Source organism: Streptomyces durocortorensis (assembly GCF_031760065.1).
GTDB lineage: Bacteria > Actinomycetota > Actinomycetes > Streptomycetales > Streptomycetaceae > Streptomyces.
Genome location: NZ_CP134500.1, coordinates 6,805,837 through 6,825,692 on the forward strand (window position 1 = coordinate 6,805,837; position 19,856 = coordinate 6,825,692).

Annotated in this window: 10 protein-coding genes; 6 read left to right on the forward strand and 4 right to left on the reverse strand. The window is 71.8% G+C overall.

The window, feature by feature from the left end; genetic code table 11:
* Positions 1–7: 7 nt before the first annotated feature.
* From RI138_RS30015 to RI138_RS30025, 3 genes are all read right to left on the reverse strand, one after another.
* The gene (locus RI138_RS30015; RefSeq protein WP_311122411.1) at positions 8–508 is read right to left on the reverse strand and encodes a MarR family winged helix-turn-helix transcriptional regulator; all 501 of its coding nucleotides are present in this window, start codon (positions 506–508) and stop codon (positions 8–10) included.
* A gap of 121 nt (positions 509–629) precedes the next feature.
* Positions 630–1,211, reverse strand: coding sequence for a fasciclin domain-containing protein (locus RI138_RS30020; protein WP_311122412.1), 582 nt, complete (start codon positions 1,209–1,211; stop codon positions 630–632).
* Between the two features lie 335 nt (positions 1,212–1,546).
* On the reverse strand, positions 1,547–2,074 hold the full coding sequence (locus RI138_RS30025) for a DUF4383 domain-containing protein (RefSeq protein ID WP_311122413.1): 528 nt from the start codon (positions 2,072–2,074) through the stop codon (positions 1,547–1,549).
* A 130-nt stretch (positions 2,075–2,204) separates the two neighbouring features.
* Between RI138_RS30025 and RI138_RS30030 the strand changes: the two genes are divergently transcribed.
* On the forward strand, positions 2,205–3,191 hold the full coding sequence (locus tag RI138_RS30030; RefSeq protein WP_398864027.1) for a MerR family transcriptional regulator: 987 nt from the start codon (positions 2,205–2,207) through the stop codon (positions 3,189–3,191).
* 34 nt (positions 3,192–3,225) lie between these two features.
* On the opposite strand, the gene RI138_RS30035 is transcribed toward RI138_RS30030, so the two are convergent.
* Entirely contained in the window at positions 3,226–4,434 is a 1,209-nt protein-coding gene (locus tag RI138_RS30035) for a cysteine desulfurase-like protein (protein ID WP_311122415.1), read from the reverse strand.
* Between the two features lie 587 nt (positions 4,435–5,021).
* Between RI138_RS30035 and RI138_RS30040 the strand changes: the two genes are divergently transcribed.
* Genes RI138_RS30040 through RI138_RS30060 form a run of 5 tightly spaced genes read left to right on the forward strand, consistent with a single transcriptional unit; the run spans position 5,022 to position 19,847 of the window.
* Positions 5,022–5,966 carry a sterol desaturase family protein gene (locus RI138_RS30040; protein WP_311122416.1) on the forward strand — a complete coding sequence of 315 codons (945 nt, stop codon included), beginning with the start codon at positions 5,022–5,024 and terminating at the stop codon, positions 5,964–5,966.
* 43 nt (positions 5,967–6,009) lie between these two features.
* A complete protein-coding gene (locus RI138_RS30045) occupies positions 6,010–15,405 on the forward strand; it encodes a non-ribosomal peptide synthetase/type I polyketide synthase (protein WP_311122417.1) in 9,396 nt (3,131 codons plus the stop codon).
* Positions 15,395–17,074: a phytoene desaturase family protein gene (locus RI138_RS30050; RefSeq protein WP_311122418.1), complete on the forward strand. Its 1,680-nt coding sequence runs from the start codon at positions 15,395–15,397 to the stop codon at positions 17,072–17,074. The genes RI138_RS30045 and RI138_RS30050 overlap by 11 nt, the downstream gene beginning before the upstream one ends.
* Entirely contained in the window at positions 17,074–18,795 is a 1,722-nt protein-coding gene (locus RI138_RS30055) for a phytoene desaturase family protein (protein WP_311122419.1), read from the forward strand. Before RI138_RS30050 ends, RI138_RS30055 begins: the two co-directional genes overlap by 1 nt.
* Entirely contained in the window at positions 18,792–19,847 is a 1,056-nt protein-coding gene (locus RI138_RS30060) for an MDR family NADP-dependent oxidoreductase (RefSeq protein ID WP_311122420.1), read from the forward strand. The genes RI138_RS30055 and RI138_RS30060 overlap by 4 nt, the downstream gene beginning before the upstream one ends.
* Positions 19,848–19,856: the final 9 nt, after the last annotated feature.

Genomic DNA, 19,856 nt, shown 5'->3' on the forward strand with positions numbered 1-19,856 from the left:
GGAGATCTCAGCGACGCGCCGAGGGGACCTCGGCCAGCTCCTCGTTCATGGCGGCGAGGAAGCGCAGGACGGTCGTCAGCTCCGCCTCGCTGAAGCGTGCCCTGGCCCGTGCCGTGGCCTCGGCGAGCGGCATGAAGTAGTCGCGGGCGGCCGTCCGGGCGCTCGCCTCGTAGTACACGTGCACCACCCGGCGGTCGGCGCTCTCCCGGGCCCGCCGGACGTGACCGGCCCGTTCCAGCCGGTCCAGACATGCCGTCACCGCGCCGGAGGTAAGGCCCAGATGCTCGCGCAGCGCCCCCGGCGTCAGGGGAGACGGGGCGTCGAGGATGGCGGCGAGCGCGCTCACGTCCGTGGGGTGCAGCTGCTGGCTCGCCGCGAAACCGTGGGTCATCCGGTTGATCTCGCCGTTCATCCGGCGCAGCTCGACCGCGAACGCTTGAAGGTCCGCGAGCGGCGCCTCGGATTCCGAGGCGCCGCTCCGGGTCGGTCGGTCGTCGGCGCTGGTCACGCCCTCAGCGTATAGAACCCCGGCCCAGCGGCCGTGCCCGGACCGGCACGCGATCCGGCACGCGAACCGTCAGGCGATGCGGGTACGGGGCCGCCGAGGGCGGTCGGCGGCGCGCAGGCCGTCACGACGACGGCGGCATGAGCACCGTGTCGACCAGGTTGACCGTGGCGTTGGCCGTCGGTACATCACCGCAGACGATCTTCGAGGCGTCGTTCACCGTGAACTCGGTGCCGGAGCCCTTCGTTGTGAGGTCGCTCCCCTCCAGTGTCTCGAAGGTGCCGTCCTCCATCTGCTGGGTCGTGACCTTCTCGCCCACCACGTGGTATGTCAGCACCTTGGTGAGCTCGGCCTTGTCGTTGAGGAGCGCCTCCAGATCCGCCTGCGGGATCTTGTCGAAGGCGGCGTTGGTCGGCGCGAACACCGTGATGTCCTTCGCGTTGTTGAGGGTGTCGACCAGGCCTGCCTTCTCCACCGCGCTGATGAGGGTGGAGAGTTCGGGGTTGTTGGACGCGGCGGTTGCGACCGGGTCCTTCGCCATGCCCTCCAGGCTGCCCGCGCCCTCGGCGGGCACGGAGGAGCAGGCGGGGCCGTACGGCTCGGCGGGAGCCACGGCCTGGGCCTGCGGAGCGAAGAACGCCAGAGAGGCGGGAAAGGCGAGTGCCGCGGCGGCCGCCGCAGTGCGCTGCAGACGGTTGATCGTCATGATGTCTCCTCCGGCGAGTGGGGGTGGTCTTCTCCGTCACCACCACGCTGCCGCGCAACGGTTCGCTTCGCCCGTCGCGTCGTTTCTGCGTCGATCCGCCTCGCCGGGGCAAGCGGAATGACGTGAATCCCCGTTCAGTGGCAGCGTCGGGACGCGGCCGGGCCGAGCGGGCCGCGAACAGCACAGGGATGGAGGCAGGGACCCGCGCCGGGTTCGGGGCCCGTTGGCTGGTCTGCGTCCTCGGACTGGTCGCCTTCGGCGTGTTCTCCTGGACGAACGCCCGCTGTCGCAAGGTCTGAACTCGCACGGCCCGGGGCTCGCACCGCCCGACGCCTTCACCGGCCGAGAGGTCCGCGCGCCGCCGCGCTCCTGCGGGCGGCGGCCTCGGCCTCGCGGTCCGCCTGCTCCGGGTGGCGGTGACGCCAGTACGGGTTGTCGTGCGGCAGGCCGCCGGTCACCCTCCCGTACATCCCGAACGTGAGGATGAGCAGCCCCATGACGAAACTGAAGACCACATTCGGCATGCCGAAGTCCAGGACGTTCGCGGACCGGTCCAGGATGAAGAGGTGCGCGAAGCCGCTCAGCAGGAAGAGTGAGCCGATCGTCATGTTCAGCGTGGACGCGGCGTTGCCGCCCACCGCGGCCCCGGCGATCAGCAGCACGCCGACGACCACCGAGATCAGGCTCAGCAGGCCGTTGGTCGACAGCCCGGCGATGCGGTCGCCACTGGTGTCGAAGAAGCTCAGCCGCTGCGCGAAGCCGAGGATGCCGAAGACGAGCAGGATGGTGCCGCAGAGGCCCGCACCGATCCGGTACACGGTCGCCAGCCGGTGATCGACGGGGAGTTCGTCACTCAGTTTCATGGCCGTCTCCTTTCACTCCTGTTCCACTCCTGCTGCTCTCGGCCGGTCGTCCTCAGCCGCGCAGTCCTCAGCGAACAGCGAGGCGCGGCACCGGGCAACATGCGTCGCTTTTGCGTCGTATGTTGGATATATGGACCCAGTGATGAGCCCCGTGACGGACCCGGCGCGCGAGTCGGCGCCGGAAGTCCCGGCCGACGGGGGTCTGACCACCGGCGCGGTGGCCCGTCTCCTGGGCGTCGCGCCGACCACACTGCGCTCGTGGGACCGTCGCTACGGCATCGGCCCGGCTGCGCGGGAGGACGGCAGGCACCGGCGCTGGACCGGGGCGGACATCGCCGCTCTGCGGAACATGTGCCGTCTGACGAGCGCGGGCCTGCCACCGGCCGAGGCCGCCCGCACCGTCCTGGCCGGAACGTCCCGCGAGGCGCCCGTGCCACCGTCCGGGCGCGCCTCCAGGGCCTCCGGACCGCTTGCGCTCGGCAGGGCCCGCCGGGAGTGCCGCGGGCTGGCCCGGGCGGCGGTCCGGCTGGACGCGCCGGCCATGGACGAGCTGCTCGCGGCGGTGCTGGACCGCTACGGACTGCCGGCCGCGTGGGACGAGGTGATGATGCCGGTGCTGCACGCGGTGGGCCGCAAGTGGGAGACAGAGGGGGAGCGGTACATCGAAGTCGAGCACCTGCTGTCATGGCATGTCTCCGGCGCGCTGCGCGCGTTCGCGGCGGCGCGGCCCCCCGCCCCCGGCGCGGGCGTCTCCCTACTGGCCTGCGTGCCCGGCGAGACCCATACGCTGGCCCTGGAGGCACTCGCCGCCACCCTCGCCCGACAGGCCCTGCCGGTTCGCATGTTCGGCGCCTCCCTGCCCGCGGGGGCGCTGGAGGAGGCGGTACGGCGCACCGGCCCCGTGGCGGTGGTGCTCTGGGCGCAGTCCCGCAGCACGGCCAGCCGCTCGCTCGTGGCCCGGGTGGGGGCGATCGAGTGGGGCGTACGGGGAGCGCGCAGGCGGCCCGCCGTCCTGGTGGCCGGGCCAGGCTGGACCGGGGAGCTGCCGCCGGAGGTGCGCTGCCCGGCCGGGCTGGCCGACGCGGTGGACGTACTGGCCACGCTCGGCGCGCGGTGACCGTGTCCGTCGTATCTGCCCTATGCGCCCGCCGTCACCGCAGGAAGTCCGACAGCCCCGTCAGGAGTCGCTCTACATCGTCCGTGTCGTTGTACGCGCACAGCCCGACGCGCAGGCCGCCGCTGTCACCGAGCCCCAGGTGGCGGGAGGCCTCCAGGGCGTAGAAGGATCCGGCGGGTGCGTGCACGCCGGAACGGGCGAGGGTGCGGTAGGCGTCCGCCGGGTCCCGGCCCTCGAAGGTGAGCAGCAGGGTGGGGGTGCGGTCCACGGCCCGGGAGTGCACGGTCACCCCGTCCAGTTCGCGCACGGCCTTCTCGATGCTCATCCGCAGAGCCGTCTCGTGGGCGCCGATCGCCGCGTAGGCCGACCGCAGCCGCTCGCGACGGCCGACACCGGCACCGACGTCGGCGCCCAGGCTCGCGAGGAAGTCCACCGCCGCCCGGGTGCCCGCCATCGACTCGTAGGGCAGAGTGCCGAGTTCGAAGCGCTCCGGTACGGCGTCGGTGGACGGCACCGGCTTGTCCGGGCGCAGGGTGTCGAGCAGTTCGGGCCGGGCGGCGAGCACTCCGTGATGGGGGCCGAAGAACTTGTACGGGGAGCAGACGAAGAAGTCCGCGCCCAGCCGCTCCACATCGACCGTGCGGTGCGCGGTGAGATGGACCCCGTCCACGTACAGCAGCGCGCCGGCCCGGTGGACGAGTCCGGCGATGGCCGGGATGTCGGGCCGGGTGCCGATGAGGTTGGACGCGCCGGTCACCGCGACCAGCCGGGTGCGTTCGGTGATCTGCGCGCCGACGGCCTCCGGGGACAGCTCGCCGGTCGCCGGGTCGAAATCGGCCCACCGCACCACCGCCCCCGCCCGTTCGGCCGCCCGCACCCACGGGCGGATGTTGGCATCGTGATCCAGCCGGCTGACCACCACCTCGTCCCCCGGGTTCCAGGACCCGGCCAGGGTGCGCGAGAAGTCGTAGGTCAGCTGGGTGGCACTGCGGCCGAACACGACCCCGTCCGGGTCCGCGCCCAGCAGATCCGCCATCGCCTGCCGGAACCCGAGGACGATCTCCTCCGCGTTCACCTCCCCGGGCAGGGCCCCGCCCCGGATCGACAGGGGGCGGCTCATGGCCTCGCCGATCGCGGCGATGACGGAGGCGGGGGTCTGGGTGCCGCCCGGTCCGTCGAAGTGCGCCGTACCGGACCGCAGGGCGGGGAACTGTGCGCGCACCGCGCCGACGTCGTACGACAAGGAGACTCCTCGTTTCGCTGAGGTGCTGCCGGGTTGCACTGCCGGGCTTCGCTGCCGGTTTCGCTGTCGGATTCCGCTGCCGGGTCCGCCGTGATCATCGCAGGGGGTGTCCCCGGATGGAAGGAGTGGGGCCGCCCGAGGGCGCTTTCGGGTGCGGCTTCTGCGCGGGCGCACCGCTCCCCACCCGAACGCACGCCAGAGCGTGGGGCATCGGGTACCGGCGCAACGGAATACGCCGTCTTTCGGTGTGGCGATGATCCTATGAAGGAATTGCTCGCACAAATGCACTCGCCTCGGTCGTGCGATCCTCCCCGCATTCTCGCCGCGGATAAAAGTGCCGCACAATTTCTGCGAGCCGGTCGTGATTAAAGCCGTGGGAACGGGAAATAGATGATCTGGGCTGATGGGAACGGGGGCATCAGTTCACGCCGCGGCCGAATCTGATCGAGGCCGGGTGTCTGGAAGTCGCCAGCGCGGGGGCCATGGTCGCCACCCGGGGTTCCTGTTCTCGTCAGGCTGCTCTGGCCTGCGCCGATGTGACGCGATGAGTCTCTCTCCCCGGCACTGTCACTTGTGGAGGGTCACGGATGGACGAGCGCGAACGCTCCGCCGATGGCGAAATCAGTTCGGCCGACTTCTCGGTCGGGCGGAAGGGGGTGGTCGGTAATTCACCTACGCGGTTCCTTCGCGCTGTCGCCTACCCGATTCTCCTCCTCTCGGTCGTGTCCGTGAGTGCAGCCGCATTGTGGCTGAAATGGGACCCCGCGTGGGTCGGTTCGCTTTTCCTGATCGGGGTCATCGCCTATCTGGCCCTCCTGGAGCGGCTGATTCCTTATGACCGGAACTGGCACCCAGGAAAGGACGAATGGCGCTGGTACGGCGTCTATTTCCTGCTCACCATGGCCGGAAGCGGTCTGGCACAACTGCTGGTGGCGCTGGCCGTCGGCCTGATCGCGCCGGAGGAGCCGGCCCGTCACCTCTGGGTCGAGATCCCGGGCGCGCTCCTGGCTGGATCGCTCGTCAGCTACGCGGTGCACCGGCTGGGCCACCGCAGCGCACTGCTCTGGCGGCTGCACGGGGTGCACCACGTGCCGGAGAAGGTCAATGTCGCCAACAACGGCGTCAACCACGTGCTGGACATCGTCCTGGCCCAGAGCCTCGTCCAGCTGACCCTGGCCCTCGTCGGGTTCTCCCGCCCCGCGGTGCTGGTGGTCGGGCTCTTCGTTGTCGCACAGGGCTACTTCGTCCACGCCAATATCGAGGTCCGTATCGGACCGCTCAACCATCTGCTGGCCAGCCCCGAGCAGCACCGACTGCACCACAGCACCGATCTGTCCGAAGCCGGCCACTACGGCTCCGACCTGTCGTGCTGGGACCACCTCTTCGGCAGCTTCACCTGGCATGCCGGCCGCGAACCCGCCGCCGTCGGTCTCCACGATCCCACGGCCTTCCCTGGCACCGGCGAGATCCTCGCCGCTCTCCTGCATCCCTGGCGGCACCGCCGACCCGAACCGGGCACCCGGCCGAAGTGACCGCCAACCCCCGACGTTCCACCGCGACTTGAGGAGCCGACACATGGCCGACGCGAACAACCGGGCGTTACGCGACAAGGTGGCGATCATCGGAATGGGCTGCCGACTGCCCGGCAGCGCCTCGGACCACCGCACGTTCTGGCAGAACCTGATGGCGGGCAAGGACTGCATCACGCCCACCCCGCCCGACCGTTACGACGTCGCCACGCTCGGCAGCCGGTTCCGGGACAAGCCCGGGCGCCTCGTCGGCGGCCGCGGCGGATACATCGACGGATTCGACGAGTTCGACCCCGCGTTCTTCGGTATCAGCCCGCGCGAGGCCGACCATATGGACCCCCAGCAGCGCAAGCTGCTCGAAGTGGCCTGGGACGCCCTGGAGGACGGCGGCCAGCGGCCCGCCGACCTCGCGGGCGGCAACGTCGCCGTCTACGTCGGCGCGTTCACCCTGGACTACAAGATCCTCCAGTTCGCCGACCTGGGGTTCACCTCCCTGGCCGCCCACACCGCGACCGGCACCATGATGACGATGGTGTCGAACCGCATCTCGTACTGCTTCGACTTCCGCGGTCCCAGCCTGTCCGTCGACACCGCGTGCAGCTCCTCCCTGGTGGCCGTGCACCTGGCGTGTCAGGCGCTGAAGAGTGGTGAGAGCGACCTCGCGCTGGCCGGCGGCACCCTGCTCCACATGGCCCCGCAGTACACCGTCGCCGAGACGAAGGGCGGATTCCTGTCGCCCGAGGGCCGCTCCCGTACGTTCGACGCGGCTGCCGACGGCTATGTGCGGGCCGAGGGCGTCGGCCTGGTCGCGCTGAAGCGGCTGGAGGACGCCGTACGGGACGGGGACCGGATCCACGCGGTGATCCTCGGCAGCGGCGTCAACCAGGACGGCCACACCAACGGCATCACCGTGCCCAACGCCGACGCCCAGGTCGGCCTCATCCGCCGGGTATGCGCCGAGGCGGGCATCACCCCCGGAGACCTCCAGTACATGGAGGCGCACGGCACCTCGACCCCCGTCGGCGACCCGATCGAGGCGAACGCCCTGGCCCGCGCGCTGGCCATCGGACGGGCCCCGGGCGCCCGCGCCTACGTCGGCTCGGTCAAGACGAACATCGGCCACACCGAATCCGCCGCCGGGATCGCCGGACTGATCAAGACCGCCCTGTGCCTCGAACGCCGGCAGATCCCGCCCCACATCAACCTGGAGAACCTCAACCCCGCCATCGACCCGGCCACCCTGCCGTACGAGATCCCCACCCGGCCCGTCCCCTGGCCCGAGCACGAGGGCCCTGCCCGCGCCGGGGTGAACTCCTTCGGGTTCGGCGGCACCAACGCCCATGTGGTGCTGGAGGAGGCCCCGCCGCCCCCGCCGGACACCCGCCGGGCCAACCCCGCCGGACGCGGCTGGAGCATCCTGCCGCTGAGCGCACGGCACCCGGACGCCCTCACCGCGATGGCGACCGGTATCCGCGGCGAACTGGCCGGGGAGAACGGCCCGGAGGTGACCCTCCCCGACCTCGGCCACACCCTCGCCCACCGCCGCCAGCACCTCCCCGAGCGGCTCTGTGTCGTCTACTCCTCCCGCGCCTCCCTCGACGAGGCGCTGGCCGCCCACGAGCGGGGCGAGCCCCACCCCCGGGTCGTCCGGGGCCGGGCACGCGCGTCGGGCGAGCGGCGGACGGTCTGGGTCTTCACCGGAATGGGCCCGCAGTGGTGGGGCATGGGACGCCAACTGCTCGGCGAGGAACCGGTCTTCCGCGACGCGCTCCTCCAGTGCGACCGTGCGATCGCCGAGTTCGCCGACTGGTCCCTGATCGAGGAGCTGACCGCCGACGAATCCGCCTCCCGGATGGACGAGACCTGGCTCGCGCAGCCCGCGAACTTCGCCGTGCAGGTCGCGCTGGCCGCCCTGTGGCGGTCCTACGGGGTGCGCCCGGACGCCGTCGTCGGTCACAGCACCGGCGAGATCGCCGCGTTCCACGAAGCGGGTGTCTACTCACTGAGGGACGCGGCCAGGATCGCCGTGCACCGCAGCAGGCTCCAGCAGACCCTGGCGGGCACGGGCACCATGCTCGCCGTGAGCTTGTCGGAGGACGAGGCGGAGCGCCGGGTGCGCCCGTACAGCGACCGGGTCTCCATCGCCGCCGTCAACAGCCCCACCTCGATCACCCTGGCCGGGGACGGGGCGACGCTCGCCCTGCTGGCCGGGGAACTGCAAGCCGAGCAGCAGTTCGCCAAGTTCCTCACCGTACAAGTGCCGTACCACAGCGTCGGCATGGAGCTCATCAAGGACGAACTCCTCACGGAACTCGCCGCCCTGGAGCCACGCCCCGCACAGGTGCCGCTCTATCCGACGGGAGTCGGAGGCACCGCCCGCGGCGATGAGCTGGACGCCGCCTACTGGTGGAAGAACGTCCGCGACCGGGTGCGCTTCCGGGCCGCCGTGGACCGCGTCGCCGCCGACGGCCACCAGGTCTTCCTGGAGATCGGACCGCACCCCGTGCTCGGCCACGCGATCCGGGAATGCCTGGACGCCACCGGCGCGACCGGACTCACCCTGCCCTCGATCCGCCGCCGGGAGAACGAGCCCGAACGCTTCGCCGCCTCCCTCGCCTCGCTCCACAACCTGGGCGCCGCCATCGACTGGGACACGCTCCAGCCCACCGGACGCCCGGTCACCCTGCCCCGCCACCCCTTCCGGCGCGACCGCCACTGGACCGAGCCCCGGCCGGTCGCCCAGGTCCGCCTCGGGCGCCAGGACCACCCGCTCCTCGGCCGCCGTACCGACCGCACCGAACCGACCTGGCAGGCCCGCCTCGACACCGAAGCCCTGCCCTACCTCGCCGACCACCGCATCCAGGGCACCGTCGTCTTCCCCGCCGCGGGCTACCTGGAGATGGCGGCCCAGGCCGTCCGCCGGCTCACCGGAGGCGCCACCGCCGTCCTCACCGGCATCGACCTCCGCAAGGCGCTCTTCCTGCCCGACGGAGAGGACCGGACCGTGGAGGTCTCCCTCTCCCTGGAGAACGCCGCCTTCACCGTCGCCTCGGCCGCCGGCGACGACGGAGAGCGGGCGGTCCACGTGAGCGGCGTCGTCCGTACCGGGCAGCGCCGCAGGACGGGACCGCCCCTCGACGCCGCCGCGATCCGCTCCCGCACCGTCCGGCGACTCGAAGGCCCCGACTGCTACACCGCACTGGCCGCCCTCGGCTACGACTACGGCCCCGCCTTCCGGGCCGTCGAAGAGGTCTGGATCGGCAGGGGCGAAGCCCTCGCCCGCATCCGTCCGCCCCGGGCCATCGGCGACGACGCCGCGGACCACCACCTCCACCCCGTGCTGCTCGACGCCTGCTTCCAGACCCTGCTCACCCCGCAGATCCTGGAAGGACCCGCACCGGGCAAGGGGATCAGGCTGCCGCTCTCCCTCGACGAGGCCGCCATCGACCCCGTCGGCGACCAGCCGTTCTGGGCGCACGCCACCCTGCTGACCGGAGACGCGGACACCACCGTCGGGAACATCGCCCTCCACGCCGACGACGGCACGCCGCTCGGCCGCATCCACGGCTTCCGCGCCGGTGACGTCGAGAAGGCCGCGACCGCGGTCGCCCGCACCACGATCGACTCCTGGCTCGCGGAACCGGCCTGGACCGACTGCCCGCCGCTGCCCGAGGACGACGACGTACGGAGCGAACCCTCCGGGCCCGCCGCGACCGCCCGCGACCACGGCTGGCTGGTCCTCGCCGACAACGGGGGAGTGGCGGACGCCTTCGCCGAGCTCGCCGCCGCCCGGGGCGAACGCTGCCTGCTGGTGCGCCGGGGTGCCGCGTACACCGGCTCCGACGACGGCGGCACCTGTACCGTCGACCCCGCATCCGACAGCGGCCTGGAGCGCCTCCTCGCCGATGTGGAGCGCGAGGGCCGACCGTTTCGCGGGGCGGTCCTGCACCTGTGGAACCTCGACCGGCCCGCCCTCGCGGACTGCGACCGGAAAGCCCTCGTGGACCACACCGGCGCGGGCGCCTACTCCTTGGTCGCCCTCGCCCGGACCCTGCTCGCCCGGGGCTCCGGCAGCCGCCTGCACATCGTCACCCGGGGCGCCCAGCCCGGCCTGCCAGGCGAGGCCGTCGAACCCCTCGGGGCGCCCGCCTGGGGCGTCGGCCGCGTCCTGCGGCACCAGGAACTCACCGACCGACCCGGCAAGCTGATCGACCTCGACCCCCGGCGGGAACCGGGCCCGGACGGCGACCGCGCCGAGGCCGAAGCGCTCCTGAGCGAGGCGCTGGCCGAGGACGAGGAGGAGATCGCCCTGCGCGACGGCCGCCGCCGCACCAGCCGCCTGCGCCCCGCCGAGGGCCTTACCCGGCCCCTGCCGCCGCGCCTGCGGGAGTACGGCAGCTACCTGGTGACCGGCGCGTTCGGCGCGCTCGGACGGCTGCTGTGCCGCACGCTGGTGCGGCGAGGGGCCCGCAGGCTGATCCTGGTCGGCCGCACCCCCGTACCGCCCCGGGAGAAGTGGGCCGCCACCGACCCCGCCACCGCCGAGGGCCGGGCCGTGGCCCTGCTGCGCGAACTGGAGGCCCTCGGCGCGCAGACCGTCCCGGCCCGCCTCGACATCACCGACGAGGACGCCCTGACCGGCTGGCTCGACGCCCATCGAGCCAGTGGCGCGCCACCCGTGCGCGGGGTGTTCCACCTCGCGGGCCAGGTCCGCGACACCCTCGTCACCGAACTCGACCGGCCCGCCTTCGACGCCGTCCACGACCCCAAGACCGTCGGCGCCTACCTCCTGCACCGGCACCTGCGGCACGAACCCCTCGAACACTTCGTGCTCTTCGCCTCGGTCGCCTCCCTGCTGACCACGGCGGGCCAGACCAACTACGCCGCCGGAAACGCCTTCCTGGACGCCCTGGCCCACCACCGCCGCGCGCTGGGCCTGCCCGCGCTCAGCCTGGACTGGGGCCCCTGGGCCACCGGCATGATCGAGGAACTCGGCCTCGTCGAGCACTACTTGCACAGCCGTGGCATGAGCTCGCTCTCCCCGGAAGCGGGCATGGCCGTCCTCGAACGCGTCATCGGCCAGGACCACGCCCAACTGGTCGTCGCCACCGTCGTCGACTGGCCCGCCTTCCTCGCCTGGTACCCGTCCCCGCCCCCGCTCGTCGCCGACCTCGCCGCGGCCGCCGCCCCGCCGCCGGACCCGGCGTCCGGCAACGGATTCCTCGACGCCTTCCGCGAAGCCGACGAGAAGACCCGCCGCACGCTGGTGACCGAGAGGTTCGCCGCGCTCTGCGCCACCGTGCTCCGCACCGGCACGGACCGCGTCGACCCCGCCACCGGCCTCGGCGAACTCGGGCTCGACTCGCTGCTCGCCATGGAGCTACGGGCCCGGATCCACGCCGAACTCGGCGTCGCCCTGCCCGTGGTCGCCCTCCTCAGCGGCACCCCGGCGGGCGAGCTCGCCGCCCGGCTCCACGACGGCCTCACCGCCCTGGCCGCCACCGGAACCCCCGACGGAACGGCCCGTGCCGTCGAACTCCACCAGGACGAACGGCAGTACCCGCTGACGCAGAACCAGAAGGCGCTCTGGTTCCTCAAGCACCTCAACCCCGAGGGGTACGCCTACAACATCGGCGGAGCCGTCGAGGTGAACGTGGCCCTCGAACCGGACCTGATGTTCGAGGCCGTCCGCCGCCTCATCGCCCGGCACCCCGCGCTGCGCACCAACTTCCCGCTGGAGGACGGGCAGGCCGTGCAGCGGGTCTCCCCGGACGTCGTACCGGACCTCGGTCTCTTCGACGTGCAGGGGCAGGACTGGGAGACCATCCACGCGACGATCGTCGCCGAATACCGCAAGCCCTACGACCTCGCCCGCGACCCGCTGGTCCGCTTCCGCCTCTTCAAGCGGGCGCCCGACCGCTGGGTCATCATGAAGGCCGTCCACCACATCGTCTCCGACGCCGTCTCCACGTTCACCTTCATCGAAGAACTCTTCGCCGTGTACGAGGCGCTGCGCGAGGGCAGGCAGCCCGAACTGCCCCCGGTGCAGGCCCGCTACCTCGACTTCCTCAACCAGCAGAACGCGTTCCTGGCCGGGCCGGAAGCCGCGGGCATGCTCGACTACTGGCGCTCCCACCTGCCGGCCGAGGTCCCGCTCCTGGACCTTCCCGTCGACAAACCGCGCCCCGCCGTCCAGACCCACAACGGGGCCTCCGCGTTCTTCGTCCTCGACGCCCAGCTCAGCACCCGCGTCCACGCCCTGGCCCGGGCGCACGGCGTCACCCCGTTCATGGTGCTGCTGAGCGCCTACTACCTCCTCCTGCACCGCTACTCCGGGCAGGACCACATCGTCGTCGGCAGCCCCGTCACCGGCCGCACCCGGCAGGACTTCTCCTCCGTCTACGGCTACTTCGTCAACCCGCTGCCGCTGCACGCCGACCTGTCGGACGACCCCACCGTCGCCGAACTGCTGCAACAGGTCCGCAGGGCAGTACTGGGCGGGCTGGACAACCAGGAGTACCCCTTCGTCCTCCTCGTGGAGGAGCTGGGACTCCAGCGCGATCCCAGTCGCTCGGCCGTGTTCCAGGCGATGTTCATCCTCCTCACCCACAAGGTGGCCACCGAGCAGTACGGCTACCGCCTGGAGTACATCGAACTGCCGGAGGAAGAGGGGCAGTTCGACATAACGCTGTCCGCCTACGAGGACGAGGCGGAGGGACGTTTCCACTGCGTCCTCAAGTACAACACCGACCTCTTCCTCCCGGCGACGATGCGCCGCATGGCCGCCCACTACACCCGCCTCCTGGACCGGATGACCCGCGCCCCCGGCGAACAGCCCGCATCCCGGCTGGAGATGCTCGGCGAACGCGAGCGCCACCGGCTCGTCGCCGAATGGAGCCGCCCGGCCCTGCCGCCCGCCGAGGAGAGGGGGGAGCCGTTCACCCCGGTCCACGAGCTGATCGGGCGCGCCGCCGCCGAGCACCCCACCGCCGTCGCCCTGGTCACGCCCTCCCCGTACAGCGACGCCCACCGGCTCACCTACGCGGAGCTGGAGCGGCGGGCCACCGGGACCGCCGCCCGGCTGCGCACCCTCGGCGTCGGGCACGGCTCCGTCGTCGTGCTGTACCTGGACAAGTCGCCGGACCTGATCGTCACCCTGCTCGCCGTGCTCAAGACCGGAGCCGCCTACCTCCCGCTCCGGCCCGGACTGCCCGCCGGCCGGCTCGCGTCCCTCGTGCACAACAGCGGCGCCGCGCTCGTCGTCGTCGCCGACGAGGACGGGCGGGAGGGCACCGCGGCGCTGCCGGTCATCACGGTGACCCTCGACGCCCTGCACGCGACCGAGCCGCACCCGGACGGCCCCCGGCGGAGCACCGCCCCGGACTCGACGGCGTACGTCATCACCACCTCCGGGTCCACCGGCCGCCCCAAGGCCGTCCGCGTCAGCCACCGCAACCTCGCCTCGGCCCAAGCCGCCTGGCGTGCGGAGTACCGGCTGGAGACGGACGTCCGGGTGCACCTCCAGATGGCCGACCCCTCGTTCGACGTCTTCACCGGCGACCTGGTCCGCGCTCTGTGCTCGGGCGGCACCCTCGTACTGGCCGACCGCGACCTGCTCTTCGACACGACCCGCCTCTACCGGACGATGCGTCAAGAACGGGTCGACTGCGCGGAGTTCGTGCCAGCAGTGGTGCGCGGGCTGATGGACCACTGCGACCGGCAAGGGCTGCGGCTGGACTTCCTGCGGCTGCTGGTGGTCGGCTCGGACGCCTGGAGCGTGGCGGAGTACCGGCGGCTCGGCGAGCTGTGCGGCCCCGGCACCCGCCTCGTCAACTCCTACGGGCTCACCGAAGCCACCATCGACAGCGCGTACTTCGAAGGACCCGTGGACGACCTGGAGCCCGGCGCGATGGTCCCGATCGGCCGGCCCATGCCCCACAGCACCCTCCACGTCCTCGACGCCCACGGCGAACCCGTCCCGCCCGGCGTTCCCGGAGAGCTCTGGATCGGCGGCGAAGGCGTCGCGCTCGGCTATGCCGGAGACCCCGAGCAGACCGAGGAGCGTTTCGTCACCCGTACGCTCGGCCGGGCCGCGGAAGCCCGTCCCGAACGGCTCTACCGGACCGGTGACATCGCCCGCTGGGACGCACAGGGCCGGGTGCACCTGCTCGGCCGGACCGACGGGCAGGTCAAGCTGCGCGGCCACCGCATCGAGATCGGCGAGATCGAGGCCCACCTCGCCCAGTGGCCGCCACTCGCACGCGCCGTGGTCACCGTCACCACGGACGCCGGGGGAGAGGCGGCCCTCTGCGCCTACTGCGTACCGGCCCCCGGTGCGGCGCTGGACGCCCGGGCCCTGCGCCGCCATCTGGCGCGCTCCCTGCCCTCGTACATGATCCCCTCCCACTACGTCGAGCTGCCCGAGCTGCCGCTCACGCCCAGCGGCAAGGTCGACACCGCAGCCCTGCCCGCCCCCCGGCCCCATGGCGGGGAACGGCCCCACGAGGAGCCCGCCACGCTGTACGAGGTCAGCCTCGCCCGGCACTGGAGGAACCTCCTCGGAATCGAACAGATCGGCCTGGAGGACGACTTCTTCGAGCTCGGCGGCAGCTCCGTCAAGCTCATCGAGCTGCTCCACCACCTGCGCACCGAGTTCGGCGCCGGCGTGCCCGTCAGCAGGCTGTACCAGGTCACCACCCTGCACGGCATGGCCGCCACGGTGGCCGACGTCCTGCACAGCACCACCGCCGAGGACCTGCCGTGCCTGACCTTCAACGCCGGAGGGGCCCGCGAGCTCTTCTGCTTCCCGCCCGCCGGCGGCCACGGACTGGTCTACCGGGGCCTGGCGGGACAACTCCCCGAGTACACCCTCATCGGCTTCAACTACCTCCCGGGCGACGACAAGGTGGCCCGCTACGCCGACCTGATCGAGGCCGCCCGGCCCGACGGCCCCTGCCTGCTCCTCGGCTACTCCCTCGGCGGCAACCTCGCCTTCGAGACGGCCCGGGAACTGGAACGGCGCGGCCGCGAGGTCGCCCATGTGGTCGTCATCGACTCCCGCCGCATCCTGGAGGCCTACGAACCGGACGAGGACGGCATCGCCGTCTTCGAGGCGGAGCTGGCCGGTCATCTGCGCAAGCACACCGGTTCCGACGCCGTCGCCGCCGAGACGCTCGCCCACGCCGCCGACTACCTCGCCTTCTGCGGGCGCACCCCCAACACCGGCACGGTCGACGCCGCGGTCAGTGTGATCACCGACCAGGAGAAGGCCGCCCTCTACGCCGCGGGTGAGCACGGCACCTGGCACGGCAGCTCCACCGGAGTCACCGCCGTACTGCGCGGCTCCGGCGTCCACGCCGACATGCTCGACCCCAAGCACCTGCCCCGCAACGCCGCGTTGGTGCGCTCGGTCCTGACGGGGGGCGCCGCCCATGGTGGATGACGACGGCACGGACTGGACCACCCGGGAGCGCGCCCCCGGCACCCCGCCCCGCGTCATCGTGATCGGTGCAGGCGTGGCCGGACTGTCCACCGGCTGCTACGGCCAGATGAGCGGAGCCAGGACCCGCGTGTTCGAGAAGCACGTGCTGCCCGGCGGCTGCTGCACCGCCTGGTCGCGCGAGGGCTATCTCTTCGACTACTGCATCGAATGGCTCATCGGTACCGCCCCGGGCAACGACGCCCACCGGGTGTGGAGCGAACTCGGCGCCCTCGACGGCAAGACCGTCACCAACTTCGACCTGTTCAACAAGGTGGAGGACGAGCACGGCCGGTCGGTGACGTTCTACAACGACCCCGACCGCCTGGAGGCCCACCTCCTGGAGATCTCGCCCGCCGACGCCCACCTGATCCGGGCCTTCACCCGCGATCTGCGGCGTTTCATCGGCATCGAGCTGTACCCGTTCCTCACCGCGCCCGCCCTGCGGACCGTACGGGAGCGGGCGCAGACCCTGCGGACCGTCCTCCCCGCCTTCCGGCTGTTCTGGCGGACCGCCGCCACCCCGATGCACGTCTTCGCCGACCGCTTTCAGGACCCGCTGCTGCGGCGGGCCTTCCGCAACATCTTCTTCCAGGACCCGGAGGGCTTCCCGCTGCTGCCGTACCTCTTCAACATGGCCGCCGCCCACCACGGCAACGCGGGCTTCCCGCAAGGAGGTTCGCTCGGCCTCGCCCGCTCCATCGAGGAGCGCTACCGAAGTCTGGGCGGGAGCATCGCCTACCGGGCCCGCACGGAACGCGTCCTGGTCGAGAACGACCGCGCGATCGGCATCGAACTCCGGGGCGGCAGAAGGTATTTCGCCGAGCACGTCGTCTCCGCCTGCGACGGCCACACCACGGTCTACGGGCTGCTCGGCGGGCGCTACACCGGCCCCCGCGTCGACCGGCTCTACACCGACCTCCAGCACCGCCCGGGCATGCTCTTCCCCGCCGTAGTCTCCGCCTTCGTCGGTCTGCGCGGCGATCTGGCACCTGACGAGGCCCACAGCACCACGCACCTCCTCACCGACGAGGACGCGGACCGGCTCCCCGGCGCCCTCCAGAGCAGCCTGGTCGTCCAGGCCCGCTCCCGCTACTCCGGCGGATTCGCACCGCCCGGCCACTCCGTCCTGCACTGCACCTACTTCAGCGACTTCGCCCACTGGAAGGACCTGCGCACGAGGAATCGCAAGGAGTACCGGCGGCGGAAACGCGAAGTCGCCGACTTCGTCCGGGACTTCCTGGAGCGCCGCACTCCCGGCATCGCGGACCGCTTCGACGTCGTCGAGGTCGCGACTCCTGCCACAACCCACCGCTACACCGGCAATCTGAAAGGCTCCATCCTCGCCTGGAAGGCGTTCTCCGAGGCCGACGACGTCTCGTCCCGGCTGGTGGGCAAGGACCGCATGCGGCTGCCCGGCCTCAGCGGCTTCTCCATGGCCGGGCAGTGGGCGGGCATGGGCGGACTGATCCGCGCAGCAGCCACCGGCCGCTTCGCCGTCCAGTACCTGTGCCGCGAACTGGGCCTGGAGTTCCGGGCCTGGGAGAGCAAGGGAGCCGAACCCTGGCACCCGGCGAAGCTGGGCCACCTGCCCCAGCTCGACCGCTGGTCCGCACGGGAGGACCGCACCTGATGACCACCGAGCGCAGCGGCCCCCGACGCCCGCGGGAGACGATGATCATCATCGGTGGGGGCCTGGGCGGTCTGTCCACCGGCGTCTACGCGCAGCTGAACGGCTACCGCAGCCACATCCTGGAGATGCACGAGATCCCCGGTGGTTGCTGCACCGCCTGGGAACGCGGCGGCTTCACCCTGGACGCCTGCGTCAGCTGGCTCCTCGGCAGCGGCCCCGGCAACGAGATGCACCAGATCTGGCTGGAGCTGGGAGCGCTCCAGGGCAAGGAGATCCGCCACTTCGACGTGTTCAACATCGTGCGCGGGCGGGACGGCAGGGCCGTCCACTTCTACTCCGACCCGGACCGCCTCGAAGCCCACCTCATCGCACTGTCACCCGCCGACGCCCGGCTCGTACGGAAGTTCTGCGCCCAACTACGCATCTTCCGCCGCGCCTTGGCGGTCTACCCGTTCCTCAAGCCCGTCGGTCTCATGGGCCGTGTGGAGCGCTGGCGGATGCTCGCCTCGTTCGTCCCCTACTTCAACGCCGTCCGCACCACGATCACCGTCCTGATGAGCGACTTCTCGGCGAGGTTCAAGGACCCGCTCCTGCGTGAGGCGTTCAACTTCGTCCTGTACGAGAAGCACCCGGCCTTCCCCGTCCTGCCGTTCCACTTCCAGCTCGCCTCGCACGCCAACCTCTCCGCGGGCGTACCCGAAGGCGGCTCCCTCGGCCTGGCCCGGTCGATCGAGGCCCGCTACCGCCGGCTCGGCGGCGAGATCTCGTACAACACGAAAGTCGACACGGTGATCGTGGAGGACGACCGCGCGGTGGGCGTCCGGCTCAGCGACGGCAGCGAACTGCGCGCAGACATCGTCGTATCGGCGTGCGACGGCTACACCACGACGATGAAGTTCCTGAAGGGCGCATACCTCGGAGAGGACTACCGCAAGCTCTACACCCGCACCATCCACGAACCCGGCATGATCTTCCCCGGCTACTTCACCCTCTTCCTCGGCCTCTCCCGGCCCTTCCCCGAAGGGGACCCCTGCACCACCTACCTCCTCGACGAGGACACCGCCGCCGAGCTCACCGGAATCCGCCACCCCAGCATCAACGTCCAGTTCCGCAGCCGCCATTACCCCGAGCTGTCCCCGGACGGCACCACCGTCGTCTACGCCACGTACTTCTGCGACATCGCCCCCTGGCGGGCCCTGGACGAGGGCCCCGAGCAGATCACCCGCAGCCGCGGCGGCCAGGAGCTGCACACCCTTCCCGTACGGCACGGGCGCGGCTACTACGCGGCGAAGCGGCGGGCCCGCGAAGCGCTCGTCGGCTTCCTGGAACAGCGCTTCCCCGGCCTGCGGGACGCCATCGTCGTCCGCGACGTCTCCAGCCCCCTCACCCAGGTCCGCTACACCGGCAACCACGACGGGACCGTCCTCGGCTGGCAGCCGTTCGTCGAGAGCGGCGAGAGGCTCGAAGAGCTGGTCAAGAAGCACGGCCCCGGCCTCCCCGGCCTGCGCGACTTCTACCAGTCCGGCGTCTGGGCCACCACCGGCGGGCTCATCCGGGCCGCGGCCGCCGGACGCCACGTCATGCAGTTCGTCTGCCGCGACGACGGAAAACCCTTCACCGCGTCGGTCGACCGCTCCGCGCCACCTCCGACCCACCGCGTCATCCCCGTGCCCGTACGCCCCGCCGCGCACCCCTCCGCGCAGCCGGAAAGGACGCCATGAAGATCGCGAAATGGGTGGTCCGCGAGCACGTCGAGGGCGTGCCCGACGTGGACCGCGTCTACGAGAAGGTCGTCGAGGACGTCGAAGTGACCCTGGCCCCCGACGAGATGCTCCTGCGCACGCTGTACGTCTCGGTCGACCCCTACCTCCAGGGCATCGCCCTCGACACCCCGATCGGCCACCACATGGGCGCCGACTCGATCATGGAGGTGGTGGCGGCCGGGCCGCGCGCCGGCCACCGCGTCGGCGACCTCGTCCAGGGCTTCGGCGGCTGGCGCACCCACGTGGTCGGCACCGGAGCGCCCGAGCCCTGGCAGACCGGGACGTTCCCCATGGTCTTCCCGGCGTACCGCAGGCTCGACCCCGGGTGGTACGACGACGCCCTGCCGCTGCCGACCGCCCTCGGCGCGATGGGCGGGCCCGGCATGACCGCCTGGGGGACCCTCTCCAAGTACATGACGGTCAACCCCGGCGACACGTTCGTCGTCAGCGGCGCCTCCGGAGCGGTCGGGGCCCTGGCGGGCCAGCTGGCGGTGCTCGCGGGCGCCCGGGTCATCGGCACCACCTCGTCCCCGCAGAAGGCGGACTACCTCACCGGGCTCGGATTCGACGCGGTCGTCGTCTACCGCCACGGAGACCGGGCCGACGCCGTCCGCGAGGCGCTCACCCGGGCCGCCCCCGACGGTGTCGACCGCTACTTCGACAACCTCGGCGGCACCGTCACCGACGCGGTGTTCCCCATGCTCAACGTCGGCGCCCAGGTGGCGGTCTGCTGGCAGTGGGCCACCCAGGTCGGCCAGGAGGACACCGGTCCCCGGCTGCTGCCGTACCTGATGTTCCCGCGCGCCACCGTCCGCGGGATCTTCTCCCCGGAATGGTTCACCGAACAGAACTGGAAGGACCTCCACGCCGAGCTGGGCAGCCGGGTCCGACGCGGCGAGGTCGTCTGCGACCACACCCTGCACCACGGATTCGACAACATCCCCACCGCCTACGGGAGCCTCTACGGCGACCGGGAGGCCAACCGCGGCAAGGTCCTCGTCGCACTCTGACCGCACGCC

What these genes read in the sequence shown, in the direction of transcription:
- RI138_RS30020 (WP_311122412.1), bottom strand. Translation starts at nt 1,211, where the DNA reads ATGACGATCAACCGTCTGCAGCGCACTGCGGCGGCCGCCGCGGCACTC.
- RI138_RS30025 (WP_311122413.1), bottom strand. Translation starts at nt 2,074, where the DNA reads ATGAAACTGAGTGACGAACTCCCCGTCGATCACCGGCTGGCGACCGTG.
- RI138_RS30030 (WP_398864027.1), top strand. Translation starts at nt 2,205, where the DNA reads ATGGACCCAGTGATGAGCCCCGTGACGGACCCGGCGCGCGAGTCGGCG.
- RI138_RS30040 (WP_311122416.1), top strand. Translation starts at nt 5,022, where the DNA reads ATGGACGAGCGCGAACGCTCCGCCGATGGCGAAATCAGTTCGGCCGAC.
- RI138_RS30045 (WP_311122417.1), top strand. Translation starts at nt 6,010, where the DNA reads ATGGCCGACGCGAACAACCGGGCGTTACGCGACAAGGTGGCGATCATC.
- RI138_RS30050 (WP_311122418.1), top strand. Translation starts at nt 15,395, where the DNA reads ATGGTGGATGACGACGGCACGGACTGGACCACCCGGGAGCGCGCCCCC.
- RI138_RS30055 (WP_311122419.1), top strand. Translation starts at nt 17,074, where the DNA reads ATGACCACCGAGCGCAGCGGCCCCCGACGCCCGCGGGAGACGATGATC.
- RI138_RS30060 (WP_311122420.1), top strand. Translation starts at nt 18,792, where the DNA reads ATGAAGATCGCGAAATGGGTGGTCCGCGAGCACGTCGAGGGCGTGCCC.